The organism is Streptomyces sp. NBC_00726 (assembly GCF_045161735.1).
Taxonomy (GTDB): Bacteria; Actinomycetota; Actinomycetes; order Streptomycetales; family Streptomycetaceae; genus Streptomyces.
Window position 1 is genome coordinate 2,668,187 of sequence record NZ_CP108983.1, and the last position, 16,006, is coordinate 2,684,192.

Consider the following 16,006-nt stretch of genomic DNA (forward strand, 5'->3'; position numbering starts at 1 on the left):
GCGCTCCCCGTGCGGGGAGCGCGGGGTCATGCCCCTTCCTCCTCGGTGACGACGGGGGCGAGAACCGCCGGGAGCCCGTCGCCGCCCTCGGCCGTGCGCCAGTCGGAGGCCAGGCGGCCGCTGCCGAAACCGGCATGCGTGCGGCCCAGTTCGGTGGTCAGCTGTCGGACGACGGACTTGCCGGAGTCGGCATTGGTCAGGGCGACGAATCCGGTGCCGCCGTGCAGATGGCTGATCGCCATGTTCCAGTAGCCCGAGGGCTCGCCGCCGTGCCCGAACTCCAGGTCGTCGCCGCTGTCGTCGACGATGGTCCCGAGCCCGTAGAACGTGCCGGTCTCGCCCGCCAGCAGCTCCCGGGCCAGAGCCTGAGGGATCAGTGCGTCCGGGGCGCCGAGAAGAGCGTCCCGCACCGCGACCACGAACCGGGCCGTGTCCGCCGCCGTCGTCCACAGCCCCGCGGCGGCGAGGTGGGCGCGGGTGCGCCAGCCGCCCTTGAGCGGGGCGCCGTGAACGTCGTGGCCGAGGGCCACGGGCAGGCCGGCGGTGTGCGGGTGATCCTGGTCGAAGCTGCTGTCGGTGAGACCGAGCGGGTCTAGCACGAGACCCCGCATCAGTGGCTCGAACGGCTCGCCCGTGACGTCCTCCAGCACCTGCTGGACCACCCAGTAGTGCGTGCTGCTCTTACGGAACACCTCCCCCGGCGGCAGCTCGCGGCGCACCCGCGGGGTGGTGGCAGGTGGCCTGCCCTCCAACAGCTCGAGCAGGCTCGGTACCGGCTCGCCGGGGCGGCGCCCGGGACCGCGGTGCCGGGCGAGCCCGGCACGGTGTCCGAGCAGCATCCGCAGGCTGATGCGTCCCGGAGCATCCGCTGCCTCATCGAGGTGCCAGGAGGTGAGGTAGTCATCGATGTCCGCGTCCAGCTCGACGATTCCCCGGTCCACCAGACACAGCACACCCAGCGCGGTGACGTGCTTGCTGATGGAGCCGACCTGGAACAACGTGCGATCCGTCACCGGCGCGTCGCTGCCGGCCGCCAGCACGCCGTGGCCCTCGACGGCCGCAACCACGCCGTCTCGGATGACAGCTAGGGCGACACCGGGCACGTGATGCTCGGTCATGACGGTGTCGATGCCCTCGGCGAGTCCGCCCGGCGTGACGGGGGCCCGGTCCCGCGGCGCGGCGGAGAGCAGCACGGCGGCCCGCGTCACCGCCTCGCTCGTCTGCTCAGCGCCTTCCCCGCCGACCTGCCGGAGCAACTGCGCCAGCAATTCGGCCGGCACCTCGACGGTGCCTGAGGCCGCGGCTTGCAGCCGGGTGGCGTCCGCGTCCGCCGGGCTCGCGTCCCGGGACGCGGCCGGGGCCGCACCGTGCCCACCCTCCGCGGCGGCCGCGTCCGCGTCCACCGCCGCCGCCAGGTCGATCAAGGTGTCGTGCTGGTACATGCGGTAGATCGAGACCACGAGGCCGGCGGCGCGGGCCGCGGCCAGCACCTTGATCATCAGCAGCGAGTGGCCGCCGAGGTCGAAGAAGCGGTCGTGGATGCCGATCTGCTCGACGCCGAGGACCTCGGACCAGATGGCGGCCAGCGCCTTCTCCGTCGGCGTGCGCGGTGGCACGTGCTCCGTGCCGGTGCGCAGCGCACCCCGGTCGGGCACCGGCAGGGCGCGCCGGTCGACCTTGCCGTTGGCGTTCAGCGGCAGGGTGTCCAGGGCCACGAAGGCCGCGGGCAGCATGTACTCGGGCAGGCGCACCGCGCAGTGCTCGGCCAGGACCTCGGGCGCCGGGGCCGCCTCGCCCGCCGCCGTCCAGTACGCCACCGGGCGGCGGTCGCCGGGCACCAGCTCGTGGACGGTGAGGAACGCCTCGCGGACCGCGGGGTGTGTGGTGAGAACGGCCTGGATCTCGCCCAGCTCGACGCGGTAGCCGCGGATCTTGACCTGGTCGTCGATGCGGCCGAGGAACTCGACGACACCGTCGGCAAGCTGACGGACCAGGTCACCGGTGCGGTACAGACGGGCACCCGGCACCTCCCCGTACGGATCGGGCACGAAGCGCTCCGCGGTCAGGTCGGGGCGGCCCGCGTACCCACGCGCCACGCCCGTGCCACCGACATACAGCTCGCCCGGCACACCCACCGGCACCGGATACATCGCCGAATCCAGCACGTACGTCCGCGTGTTCGGCAGCGGACGCCCGATCGGGACCACCTCGCGGCCGGCCGGCTCCGTCACCGGGAAGACCGTGGAACCGACGGACGCCTCGGTCGGACCGTACTCGTTGATCAGACGACCCGGGCCGAGGATGTCCAGTGACCGGTCCGCCGTGGTGCCGGGCAGCGCCTCACCCGCCACCACCACCGCCGCCGCCAGCTCTTCCGCCTGCTCGGTGGTGAGCTGCTCCGCGAGCAGCTCCAGGTGGCCCGGGGTCAGCTTGACGAAGCTGTACGGCGCCTCGGCCAGCAGCGCGGGGCCGAGGCGCCCCGGCTCGGTGTCCTGCGGTACCGCGAACACCCGCTGCCCGGTCACGAGCGGTGCCCACAGGTTGGGGACGACCAGGTCGAAGGCGACCGAGGAGAACAGCGGGGCGCCCCCCGTGCCGCGCACGGCGAGTTCGCGGGCCGCCCAGGCCACGTGGTTGACCAAGCCCCGGTGGGTGACCTCGACGCCCTTGGGCGTACCGGTGGAACCGGAGGTGAAGATGACATAGGCCAGCCGGTCCAGATCGTCCACCCGCACCGGCGCGGTCGCAGGCAGCCCGGCGAGGTCCGCGTCGGCGAGCAGCACCTCAAGGGAGCCGAAACGGCCGGCGAACGCCTCGGAGGTGAGCGCCACCCGGGCACCCGAGGTCGCCACGATGGAGGCGACGCGCCCCGCCGGGTAGGACGGGTCGATCGGCACGTACGTGCCACCCGCCTTCCACACCGCGAGCAGCGCCGCGATCAGGGAGGGCCCCCGGTCCATCTGGACAGCGACGCGCGCTTCGGCGTCGACGCCGCGCTCCCGCAGGGCGTGCGCCAGCCGATTCGCCTGGGCATCCAGTCCGGCGTACGTCACCGTTTCCGTCCCGAGGGTCACCGCCGGGGCGTCGGGGACACGGGCGGCCTGCGCCTCGAACATCTGCAGCACGGTGGCGGTCTCCGCCTCGTGCGCGGTGTCGTTCCAGGTCACGAGCTGCCGCTCCAGCTCCTCGGACGGCAGCGGCACCATGCGGGCGTCGCCGGTCGGATCGGCAGCCATGGCGGCCAGAACCGACGCGTACAGCGCGGTGAGCCGGTCGGCGTTCTCGCGGGACAGTGCGTGGGTGTGCGTGGCCATGAGCAGGTAGCCGGAGACCGCCGAAACCGCCAGGTCGAACTCGGTCGCGCCCTCGCCGGAGCTGTCGGCCAGGTCGACGCGCTCGGTGTCGACGTGGTCGAAGTCCTGGTAGCTGAAGCGGACGTCGAGCAGGCGCTCCACTCCCGCGTCGTGCTGGATCGCCGGCATCGGGTGCCGACGGTGCTCCCACATGCCCGCCTCGTGCGCGAAGACCTCGCGGACCAACTCCTCCCAGGTGCGGTCGCTGTCTGCGTCGAAGGCGAACGGCAGGGTGTTGAGGTACATGCCGTACACCCGGTCGGCGCCCGGTGCCTCGGGGCGGGCGCTGAACACCAGGCCCGAGTGGAACCGGCTCTCCTCGGTGAGCAGGCTGAGCACCTTCAGGTGCGCGGCCAGCAGCACGCTCTTGACCGAGACGCGGGCCCGGGCGGCCAACGCGCGCAGCCCCGACTCGTACGGGCCGAGCTCCACGGCGACCCTGTAGCGTTCCCGTTCGGCGGTGCGGTCGCCGGCCCAGGCCGACGGCAGGGAGAAGCGCGCGTAGCCGCTCGTGACCTGCCGCCAGTACGCCCGGTCCTGCTCCGACTCCAGCGAACGCAGTTCGGCGGCGACGAAATCGGCGTAGCGCACAGGCGGCGCGGGCGCCTCGGACGGCTCCCCGCCGTCGCGCACCCGACGGTACTCGTCAAGCAGCTCCATCAGCAGTGCCCGGTGGCTCCAGCCCTCGGTGATGGCGTGGCAGACGGTCAGGCCGAGCCGCCAGCCGTCGTCCTCGACATGGGCGGTCATCCGCAGCAGCGGTGCCCGTTCCAGGTCGAACAGATCGGCGCGCTCGCGGCTGACGAACTCCTTGACGGCTACGCGCCGTTGTGTCTCGTCCAGCTCCCTCAGGTCGTGCACGGCCACTGGGACGGCGGCCTCGGCGCGCACCACCTGGAGCGTCTGTGAGTAGCCGTCGAGGTGGAAGGAGGTGCGCAGCATCTCATGGCGGACTGCGACCACGGCGGCGGCGACCCGCAGCGCCCGCTCCGAGAACGGCTCCGGCTCGCTGATCCGGAACGAGGAGACGTTGTGGTAGGCGTGCCCGGTGTCGTCCGCCAGCATCTCCAGGACCATCCCGAGCTGCACCTGCGTCAGCGGGTAGGCGTCCACGGCGTCGCGCGGGAGCGCCTGCCGGTCCTCAGCTCCGATCAGCGCAAACCGCTCGACGGGCGCGTCCACCTCCGTACACGCGGGGCGGCCGGTGAGGAACTCGCTCAGCTCGGCGACCGTGCGGTGCTCGAAGACGTCCCTGATCCCGATGTCGAACCCGGCCGAACGGAGCGCGCCGACAAGCGCGACGGCACGGATGGAGTGGCCGCCGATCTCGAAGAAACCGTCCTCCACACCGACCCGTTCCCGGCCCAGCACCTCGGCCCAAATGCCGGCGATCCGCTCCTCGATCGCCGTGCGCGGCGCGACATATCCGTCGTCCACAGCCGCGACGGAGTCCGGGGCGGGCAGGGCGCGCCGGTCGACCTTGCCGTTGGCGTTCAGCGGCAGGGTGTCCAGGGCCACGAAGGCCGCGGGCAGCATGTACTCGGGCAGCCGGTCGGCCAGATGGGCCCGTACGGAGTCGGCGGCCGCGTCGGCCGGCGCGTAGTACGCCGTCAGCGCATCCTCGTGGACGGTGAGGAACGCCTCGCGGACCGCGGGGTGTGTGGTGAGAACGGCCTGGATCTCGCCCAGCTCGACGCGGTAGCCGCGGATCTTGACCTGGTCGTCGATGCGGCCGAGGAACTCGACGACACCGTCGGCAAGCTGACGGACCAGGTCACCGGTGCGGTACAAACGGGCACCCGGCACCTCCCCGTACGGATCGGGCACGAAGCGCTCCGCGGTCAGGTCGGGGCGGCCCGCGTACCCACGCGCCACGCCCGTGCCACCGACATACAGCTCGCCCGGCACACCCACCGGCACCGGATACATCGCCGAATCCAGCACGTACGTCCGCGTGTTCGGCAGCGGACGCCCGATCGGGACCACCTCGCGGCCGGCCGGCTCCGTCACCGGGAAGACCGTGGAACCGACGGACGCCTCGGTCGGACCGTACTCGTTGATCAGTTCGGTGTCCGGGGCGAGTGCCCTCCAGCGCTCCAGCGTGGCGCGGGTGAATGCCTCGCCGGCCACCACCAGCACCGGCGCCAGCGCGGCCGCCTGTTCGGTGGTGAGCTGCTGGGCCAGGATGTCGAGGTGCCCCGGGGTGAGCTTGACGAAGCTGTACGGTCCTGAGGCGAGCAGGTGTTCGCCCAGGTCGGCCAGGGTGACGTGCTGCCCCACCGTGTGTACGGCCTGCCCGGTCACGAGCGGTGCCCACAGGTTGGGGACGACCAGGTCGAAGGCGACCGAGGAGAACAGCGGGGCGCCCCCCGTGCCGCGCACGGCGAGTTCGCGGGCCGCCCAGGCCACGTGGTTGACCAAGCCCCGGTGGGTGACCTCGACGCCCTTGGGCGTACCGGTGGAACCGGAGGTGAAGATGACATAGGCCAGCCGGTCCAGATCGTCCACCCGCACCGGCGCGGTCGCAGGCAGCCCGGCGAGGTCCGGCAGCTCACTGAGCGTCACCACGGCTGCGGACGCCTCCCGCACGGCGGTGACCCGGGCCGCCGGGTAGGACGGGTCGGCCGGAACGTAGGCGCCGCCCGCCTTCCATACCGCGAGCAGGGCGGTCAGCAGATCGGGGCCGCGGTCCAGCCGGACCAGCACCCGAGACTCGGCTGTGACGCCGAGGCCGCGCAGGTGGTGGGCGAGTCGGTTGGCATCGGTGTCGAGGTCGGCGTAGGAGACGGTGGCACCCGCGTGCTCGACGGCGACCGCGTCCGGGGTGCGCGCGGCCTGCGCCTCGAACATCTGGAGCACAGAGGCGGTCTCGGCCTCGTGCGCGGTGTCGTTCCACTCCGTCGTCTGCCGCTCCCGCTCGCCCTCGGGCAGAAAGGTGACCTGGGCGTCGCCCTCGGGGTCCGCGGCCATCGCCTCCAGGACCTGGCGCAACATCTGTGCGAGCCGGTCCGTGGCACTGCGGCTCAGGGCGCGCGGGGAGGCGGTGAGGACGAGGTGGCCGATGCGGGCCGAGACGCCGAGCGAGAACTCCGTGGGGCTGTCGTCGATGCTCGCCAGGTAGTCGACCTGGTCGTGGTCGACCTGGTCGAAGTCGTGATAGCTGAACCGCATCTCGACCAGCCGCTCGGTGTCGGCGAGCTCCCGCTGGATGACCGGCATCGGGTAGGTGCGGTGCGACCAGAGTTCGACCTCGCGGGCGAAGACGGCGGCGACCAGCTCGCGCCAGGTTGCCGCGGAACGGTCGTACGCGAACGGCAGCGTGTTCAGGTGCATGCCGTAGACCCGGTCGGCGCCGAGCACCTCGGGCCGTGCGTTGCACACCAGGCCGGTGAGAAAGCGCTCCTCCTGCGTGAGCATGCTGAGCGTCTTCAGGTGGGCCGCGTACAGCACGCTCTTGAGCGAGGCCCCCGCCCGGGAGGCCAGTGCGCGCAGCCTGTCCTCCAGGTCGTGGAAGGGCACGGGGACGCGCCGGGGGGCACCGGCATCGTCCGGGTCACCGCGCCACGCGGCGGGCACGGTCAGCGGCGGGTAGCCGTCGACGACGGACTGCCAGTAGGCACGGGACTCCTCCGAGCCCAGGGCGTCCAGTTCCGCGGCGATGAAGTCGGCGAACCGGACAGCCGGGGCGCGGGACCCGGCGGGCTCCCGGCTGTCGCGGATGCGGCCGTACTCCTCCAGGATCTCCATCAGCAGCGAGTGGTGGCTCCACCCGTCCAGGATCGCGTGGCACTCGGTGTTGGTGATCCACCAGCTCCCGTTACCGGCCACGTGCGCGTGCAGGCGCAGCAGCGGCGGCGTCGCGAGATCGAACAGGGCAGCGCGTTCCTGTCGGACGAACTCCCGCAGTTCCGCGAGGAGCTGGCCCTCGGACAGGTGGGAGACGTCACGCACGCCGACCGGCAGTTCCGCGGTCGCGTGCACCATCTGCATCGGTACGGAGCAGCCGGTCAGATCGAAGGAGGTACGCAGGACGTCATGGCGGGCGGCGACCACGTCGGCGGCCGCACGCAGCGCCTGCGCGGAGAACGGCTTCTCGTCGCGGATCCGGAACGACGTGGCGTTGTGGTACGGGTGCCTGCCGTCGTCGGTCAGCATTTCCACGACCATGCCGAGCTGCACCTGAGACAGCGGGTACGCGTCGACGACGCCCTCCGGGAGGCGGGCCACGTCCTCAGCCGTGATCAGTGCGAATGGTTCCACCGTGCGTCCGGCGCCGGTCGGCGCCGGACGGCCGGTGACCAGTTCGGCGATGCGGGCGACGGTGCGGTGCTCGAAGACGTCGCGCACCGCGAGGTCGTAGCCGATGGCCCGCAGCCGGCCCACGAGGGCGACGGCACGGATGGAATGCCCGCCCACGTCGAAGAAGCTGTCCTCGACGCCGACCTGTTCCAGGCCCAGGACATCCGCCCACACGGCGGCGATGCGCTCCTCGGCAACCGTGCGTGGGGCGACGGACCCCGTCGGCCCCAGGGCCTCCCGGCCGGGCGCGGGCAACGCCCGCTTGTCGAGCTTGCCGTTGGTCGTCAACGGCAGCGCGTCCAGGGCGACGAACGCCGCCGGGACCATGTAGGCGGGTAGTCGGCTCGCCAGGTGGGAGCGAAGGGCAGCCGGCACCGGCGCGACCCCGTCGGCCGGGGTCACGTACGCGACCAGCCGCTTGTCGCCGGGAGTGTCCTCGCGCACCAGCACGACCGCGTCCCGCACGTCCGGGTGGGCGGCCAGCGAGGTCTCGATCTCGCCTGGTTCTATGCGGAAACCGCGGATCTTGACCTGGTCGTCGATGCGGCCGACGAACTCCAGCCGCCCGTCCGAGAGCCGGCGGGCCAGGTCACCGCTCCGGTACAGGCGGGACCCGGGCGGCCCGTACGGGTCGGGCACGAACCGCTCCGCGGTCAACCGCGGCCGGTTGAGGTAGCCACGCGCCACACCGGCGCCGCCCACGCAGATCTCGCCGGGTACGCCCACCGGCACGGGTCGGCCGTCCGCGTCCAGCAGACACACGCTCAGGTCCGCCAGCGGACGGCCGACCGGACTGGCCCCCGGCGAGTCGAGGTCCTGCCCGGTCACGCGGTGGTAGGTGGTGTGGACCGTGGTCTCGGTGATCCCGTACATGTTGGCCAGGGCGACCCGCTCCAGACCGAACCGCTCGGCCCACGGCCGTAGATCGGAGACCTCCAGCTTCTCGCCTCCGAAGACCACCGCACGCAGGGCCGGCCCGGCGTCGGTGCCGACCAGGGCGCGGAACGCGGTTGGCGTCTGGTTCAGGAAGGTGACCCGTTCGCGCGCCAGGAGGTCGAGGAAGTCCTCCGGGGAGCGCACGACGGAGTCCGGGACCACGACGAGGTGACCGCCGTAGAGCAGTGCTCCCCACATCTCCCACACCGAGAAGTCGAAGGCGTAGCTGTGGAACAGTGTCCACACGTCCGTCTCGGCGAAGGCGAAGTGCTCGTGGCCGCGGTCCATGAGGCGGACCACGTTGCTGTGGGTGAGCGCGACTCCCTTGGGCCTGCCGGTCGAACCCGAGGTGTAGATCGTGTAGATCAGGTTCTCCGGGCTGCCGGCGACGGCCGGGGCGGTGTCCGGCTGGGCCGCGATGAGTTCCGCGTCCCCGTCGAGCAGCAGCAGCTCCCCGGTGAACAGCCCGGCGTGGGCTCGCGTGGTGACGACGACGGAGGCCCGGGCATCGTCCACGATGTAGGCGATCCGGTCCGCAGGGTTGGCCGGGTCCAGCGGCAGGTACGCGGCACCGGACTTCAGGATGCCGAGCAGTGCCGGCATCAGCTCGATGCCGCGCTCCAGGCTGAGACCGACCAGGGTCTCCGGGCCCGCCCCCTTGGCGATCAAGGCGTGGGCGATGCGGTTGGCGCGGGCGCTGAGTTCGGCATACGTCAGAGCGGTCCCCGCGAAGGAGACGGCGACGCGGTTCGGGGTGCGCGTGGCCTGTTCCTCGAACAGCTCGTGCACGCGGCGGGTCACCGGACGCGGCTGTTCGGCCGGGCTGATCAGCATGGCCCGCTCCTCGTCCCCGATGATCTCCAGCACGGACAGTCGCGCTCCGGGGGCAGCGGCGACGCCGGCGAGCAGGCGCAGCAGATGGCCGCGGAACCGCTCCACGGTCGTACGGTCGAACAGCGCCGTCGCGTACTCCAGGTGCCCGCCGAGCGACCCGTCCCCGCCCTCGCGCAACTGCAGGTCCAGGTCGAACTTGGCGAACCGGCCCGAGCCCTCGAAGGGCGACACCTCGATGCCGGGCAGCTCGAACGCGGCGTCCCGGTCGCCGTGCAGGGTGAACGCGACCTGGAACAGCGGGGTGCGCGACAGGTCGCGCTCCGGCCCGATCGCCTCGACGACCCGGGCGAAGGCCAACTCCTGGTGATCGTATGCGTCCAGCACCGTGGCGCGGGTGCGGGCGAGCAGCTCGGTGAACGCCGGGTCGCCGGACAGGTCGCCGCGCATCACCAGGGTGTTGATGCCGTAACCGATCAACTGCTGCAGCTCCGGGCGGCCCCGACCGGAGACCACGGTGCCGACCGCGATGTCGGTGCGGCCCGTGTAGCGGGCCAGCAGGGTCTGGTAGGCGGCGAGAAACAGCATGAACAGTGTGCTGTCCTGGGCGGCCGCCAGCTCGCGTAGCTGGGCCGCGAGCGGTTCCGGCACCTCGAACGGCACCGCGGCTCCCGCACCGTCCCGCACCGCCGGACGCGACCGATCCGCGGGCAGATCGAGCGGGGCGAGGTCCGCCAGCCGCTCTTTCCAGTTATCGATATGACGTGTCATCACGTCTTGAGTGAGCTGCTCGCGCTGCCAGGCCGCGTAGTCGGCGTACTGCACGGCGAGCGGGGCCGGGGCCGCACCGTTGTACAGCTCGCTCAATTCCTGGCCGAAGACCTGGGTGGACCACGCGTCGCAGGCGATGTGGTGGAAGACCACCGCGAGCACGTGCTCGTCGGCTGACATCCGGATCAGCCGGCCCCGCACCGGCCAGTCGCGGCCCAGATCGAAGGTGCGGGACAGGTCCGCCTCGACCAGGGCCTGCGCCGCCTCGTCGTCCGCGGCCTGAGAACGTGCCAGCGGCAGCGGACCGGGGGCGTCGACGACCTGGACCGGCTCGTCGTCCCGCAGGACGTAGCGGGTGCGGAGGATCTCGTGCCGCTCCACCACCCCCTGCCAGGCCCGGTCCAGGGCATCGGCGTCGAGCGGGCCGCGCAGCCGCAACACCAGCGGCACCAGGTACTCCGGGCTGTCGGGCTCCAGCCGGCTGAGGAACCACATCTGCTGCTGCCCGTACGACAGCGGCAGCGAGGCACTGCGTTCGGCGCGCGGAATCCCCGTACGGCGCGGTGCGGCGGCACGGCCGCCGGCGAGGCGGCGGCGCAGCAGCTCAGCACGGAGCGCGTCGGCATCGGTGCCCGAAACGACGGGTGTGTCCATGTTCCCGGTGCTCATGCCAGGTGCTCCTTGCTCCGCGATGTGGTGTCAGCGGTGGGAAGGGTGCCGACGGCGTTCAGCAGTTCGGCGTCGGACAGCGCGGCCACCTCTGCGGCGACGAGCTCCTCGACGGCGGCCGCGAGCTGGGCGACCGTCGGGCCCTCGAAGACCGTGCGGACGGCGAAGTCGATCCCGTACTCCTGCTGGATCCGGGAGATGAGGCGGATCGCGAGAATCGAATTGCCACCGAGGTGGAAGAAGTTGTCGTGCGCCCCGGCCTGGACACCGAGTAGCTCGGCCCAGATCTCCGCGACGGCCTCCTCCACCGGGCCACGCGGCGGGACGTGCGCGTCGCCGTCGGGCAGCCCGGGTGCGGGCAGCGCCCTGCGGTCCACCTTGCCGTTGGCGTTGACCGGGACGGCCTCCAGCGCGGTGAAGGTCGCCGGGATCATGTACTCCGGCAGCCGTGGCGCACAGTGCGCGGCGAGGTCGGGCAGTTCGGTGCCGGGCTCGGCGGGCACCGCATAGCAGGCCAGCGCGGGCTCGCCGCCCTCCGGCCGGTGGACGACGACCACGGCCTCGCGCACGGCGGAGTGCGCTGCCACCACGGCCTGGATCTCGCCGAGCTCGACGCGGTAGCCGCGGATCTTGACCTGGTCGTCCAGTCGGCCCAGGAAGGACACGGTGCCGTCGGGCAGGCGGCGGACCAGGTCCCCGGTGCGGTAGAGGCGGGCACCGGGCTCGGCGGCGTACGGGTCGGGCACGAACCGCTCGGCGGTCAGCCCGGGCCGGCCCGCGTAACCCCGGGCGACGCCCGTGCCGCCCACGTACAGCTCCCCGGCCACGCCGACCGGGACCGGCCGCATCGCCGCGTCCAGCACGTACATCGTCATGTTGGGCAGCGGCCGCCCGATCGGCAGGATGTCCGGAACCGGCCCGGCGTCCTCGGGGGGCACTGGGTGGACGGAGGTTCCGACGGACGCCTCGGTCGGCCCGTACTCGTTGATCAGCGTCATGTCCGGTGCCAAATCCCGCCAGCGCGCGAGCGTGTCACTGGTGAACGGCTCGCCCGCCACCACCATGACCGGGGCGAGTGCGCCCGCCTGGGCGGGGGTGAGCTGGTGGGCGAGGATGTCCAGATGCCCCGGCGTCAGCTTCAGGAAACTGAAGGGGGCGGCCTCCGCGAGGCACTTGCCCAGCTCGGACATGTCCGTGTCCTGCGGCAGCAGGAACAGCCGCTGACCGCTGACCAGGGGCGCCCACAGGTTCGGCACCACGAGGTCGAAGGCGACCGAGGAGAACAGCGCCGCGCCGCCGAAGTCATGGGCCGCCAGCTCCCGCGCGGCCCAGGCCACATGATTGGTCAGCCCCCGGTGGGTGACCTCGACGCCCTTGGGCGTGCCGGTCGAGCCCGAGGTGAAGACGGTGTACGCCAGCCGGTCCAGGTCCCTGGTGCGTGCGGGCGCGTCGGCAGGCCGTACGGCGATCTCGGCCGCGTCGGCATCGACCCGCAGCACCCGCAGCCCGGGCACGGTGAACCGGTTCTCGTACGCCGAGGAGGTCACCACGGCCCGTACCCCGGCCGCCTCGCACATCGTGGCGATGCGCTCCGCCGGGTACGACGGGTCGACCGGCACGTAGGCGCTGTCGGCCTTCCACACCGCAAGCAGCGCGGTCACCAGCTCCGGGCCCCGGTCGAGCAGGACCGCGACACGGGACTCGGCGCCGTCGCACAGAGTGCGCAACTGGTGGGCGAGCCGGTTGGCGGCGGTGTCCAGCTCTCCGTACCGGACGGTTCGGGCGCCGAAGGCCAGGGCTGTGCGCTCGGGGGCGGTGCGGGCCTGCTCCTCGAAACGCTCGACGACGGTGCGCTCGTCGTACCCGCACGCGGTGTCGTTCCACTCGGCGACCAGCAGACGGCGCTCCTCGTCGCCGAGCAGCTCCAGCTCGCCGAGGGGCGTTTCGGGGTGCTGCGCGACACGGTCGAGCAGCGTGAGGAAGTGGCCGGCCATCCGCTCGGCGGTGGCCCGCTCGAACAGCGAGGTCGCGTACTCCAGGACACCGTCCAGCGCACCCTCGGCGGTCCGCCGCATGAACAGCGACAGGTCGGTCTTCGCAACCTGCCATGCCTCGGTGAACGCTGTCAGGTCCGCGGCGCCGGTGCCGACGGACGTCACGCCCTCGCTGTGCAGGTCGAAGGCAGCCTGGTAGAGCGGTGTGCGGGACAGGTCGCGCTCGGGCTGGAGCTCGTCCACGAGCCGCTCGAAGGGCAGCTCCTGATGGACGAAGGCCATGCGGGCGGCGTCCCGGACCCGTCGCAGGGCCTCGGCGAAGGTCAGTTCGGTGGACAGCGCGCAGCGCACCACCAGGGAGTTGAGGAAGAAACCGACCATGTTCTCGGTCTCGAACCGGGTGCGGCCGGCCACCGGGGTGCCGACGGGCACGTCCCACTGGCCGCTGTAGCGAGCCAGGAGCGTGGCGTACGCCGTCAGCAGCGCCATGAACGGGGTCGCACCGTGCGCCCGCCCCAGCTCGGCCAGACCGGCGGCCGTCTCGGCCGGGACCCGGAAGGGGACCATCGCGCCGCGCGGGTCGCGGACCGCGGGCCGGGGCCGGTCGGCCGGCAGGTCGAGCGGGCCGATGTCGTCGAGGGCGGTCCGCCAGTGGGCCAGCTCGCGCTCGACGGCCCCCTCGGTGAGCCGGGCGTGCTGCCAGGCTCCGTAGTCGGCGTACTGCACGGTCAGAGCGGGCAGCACGGGTTCGCGGCCGTCCTGGTACGCGGCGCACAGCTCGCGCAGCTCGCGGTCCAGGACCACCGTCGACCAGCCGTCGCAGGTGATGTGGTGCAGCGTCAACAACAACAAGTGGTCCTCGCCGGGCAGCCGCACCAGCAGCGCCCGCCACAGCGGTCCCTCGGCCAGGTCGAAGCCGCGCGCGAACTGCTCGCCGAACAGCTCGGGCACCTCCGCGCGCCCGGCGTCCTCGACGCGCAGATCGATCCGGGCGGTGCCCGGGGCGTCGATGATCTGACGGGGCTCGCCGACCTCGGCGCGGTACCGGGTGCGCAGCGGCTCGTGCCGGGCGGCCAGCGCGTCCAGGGCGCGGCCCACCGTCTCCGGCTCCAAGCCGGCAGGCAGCCTCAGAAACAGCGGGGCCACCCACTCGGGGCTGCCGGGGTGCATCCGGTCCAGGAACCACAGGCGACGCTGACCGGAGGAGAGCGGAAGCTCACCGGAGCGCGGCACGGGGAGGATGTCGGGCTTGTCGTCGGCCAGGGCACCCGCCCCAGCGGTGGTCAGGGCGTCGACCGCGGTGCCTGTTGGGGTCGTGGTCGTGGCGGTGACCGTCTGGCCGGACTGAGTCCCTGCCGGGGGCACGGCGAGCAGCTTGGCCTGGGCCTCGACCGTCGTAGCCGCGAAGAGACCCCGCAGCGAGACCTTCTCGCTGGTCGCGGCCCGCAGTCGCGCCGCCAGCCGGGTGAGCTGCAGCGAGGTGCCGCCCAGGGCGAAGAAGTCGTCGAACGCGCCAATTCGTTCCTTTCCGAGCAGTTCGGACCAGACGCCGGCCACCATCTCCTCAGCGGCGTCGCGCGGGGCGGTGTGCTCCGGCTCCCGGGCGGCGGCAGTCTCCTCGGCGCTGGGCAGCGCGGCGCGGTTCACCTTCCCGTTGGGCAACTGCGGGAAGGTGTCGAGCGTGTGGAAGAAGGAGGGCACATGGCTGTCGGGCAGTCGCTCGGCCAGGAACACGCGCAGCTCGCCGGCGTCCACTGCGGCGCTCACCGTGAGATGCGCGGCCAGCCGCTTGCCGCCGTCCTCCGCCGGATACGCGATGACGACCGCGCCGGTGACCGACGGGTGGGCGGCGAGCGCGGCCTCGATCTCGCCCGGCTCGATGCGCACCCCGTTGACCTTCACCTGGTCGTCGAGGCGGCCCCTGTACTCCAGGGTGTGGTCGGCACGCCAGCGCACCTGGTCGCCGGTGCGGTACAGACGGGCGCCGGGCTCGGTGGCGTACGGGTCGGGCACGAACCGCTCGGCGGTCAGCCCGGGCCGGCCCGCGTAACCGCGCGCGACCTGCGGGCCGCCGACGTACAGCTCGCCGGGAACGCCCACCGGGACCGGCGTGCCGTTCACGTCGAGGACGAGTAGCTTGGTGCCGGGCAGCGGGCGGCCGATGGGCACCGCGCCAGTGGTGACGGACGGGTCGGCCCGCTGCGCGGTGACGTCGATGGAACACTCGGTCGGACCGTAGGTGTTCCACACCTCGACGTCCTCGCCGACCTTCTCCCGCACCCGGGCGACCAGTTCGGCGTGCAGGGGTTCACCGGCCGAGAACAGCAGCCGCAGCGCGCCGCAGTGCTCCCAGCCGTCCTCCGCCATCAGCAACCGCAGCACGGACGGCACCACCTGCAGCACGGTCACCCCGAAGTCGCCGACCGCACGCAGCAGTGCCGCCGGATCGTGCTCGGCACCCGCCGGGGCCAGCACCACTGTGCCGCCACAGACCAGCGGGGCGAAGATCTCCCAGCCGGCCGCGTCGAAGCCGACGGTCGTCTTCTGCAGCACCCGCTCGCCGGGACCGAACCCGTGCCGCTCCACGGCCCAACCCACACGACGGGCAATGCCCGCGTGGGTGACGACCACGGCCTTGGGGCGGCCGGTGGAGCCGGAGGTGAAGATGGCGTACGCGACGTTGTCGGCCCCCGCGGCGACACCGTCCTCGGGGGCGTCGCCGGCCTCGGGAATCTCCTGTGGGTCGACGCGGCGGGCGCCGGCCTCGCGCACGACGGCGTCCAGTTGTGGCGCGGCCAGCACCAGGCCCGCACCGGAGTCGCGGATCAGACTCGACAGCCGCGCCGGGGGCTGGGCGGGGTCGAGCGGGACGTAGCCCGCGCCGGCCCGCCACACACCGAGCAGCGCGGCCACCAGGTCGAGCCCGCGGGGCAGGCTCACCCCGACGAGCGTCTCGGGCCCTGCACCCAGGTCCCGGAGGCAGCGGGCCACGCGTGCGGACGCACGGTCCAGCTCCTCGTATGTCACCACCCGGTCGCCGTCGACGACGGCGACGGCGTGCGGCGTACGGAACGCCTGCTCGGCGAAACGTTCCGGAAGCAGTTCGGCGTTCACGGCAACTCCTGTCACATACCTGGGTGTCGGGCAGCGGCG

At 72.6% G+C, this 16,006-nt stretch carries 2 protein-coding genes; both read right to left on the reverse strand.

The genetic code is table 11. From position 1 onward, the window contains the following. Positions 1–26: 26 nt before the first annotated feature. The gene (locus OG338_RS11830; protein ID WP_405937292.1) at positions 27–10,859 is read right to left on the reverse strand and encodes an amino acid adenylation domain-containing protein; all 10,833 of its coding nucleotides are present in this window, start codon (positions 10,857–10,859) and stop codon (positions 27–29) included. Next, entirely contained in the window at positions 10,856–15,967 is a 5,112-nt protein-coding gene (locus OG338_RS11835; RefSeq protein WP_405937293.1) for an amino acid adenylation domain-containing protein, read from the reverse strand. The genes OG338_RS11830 and OG338_RS11835 overlap by 4 nt, the downstream gene beginning before the upstream one ends. Positions 15,968–16,006 lie beyond the last annotated feature (39 nt).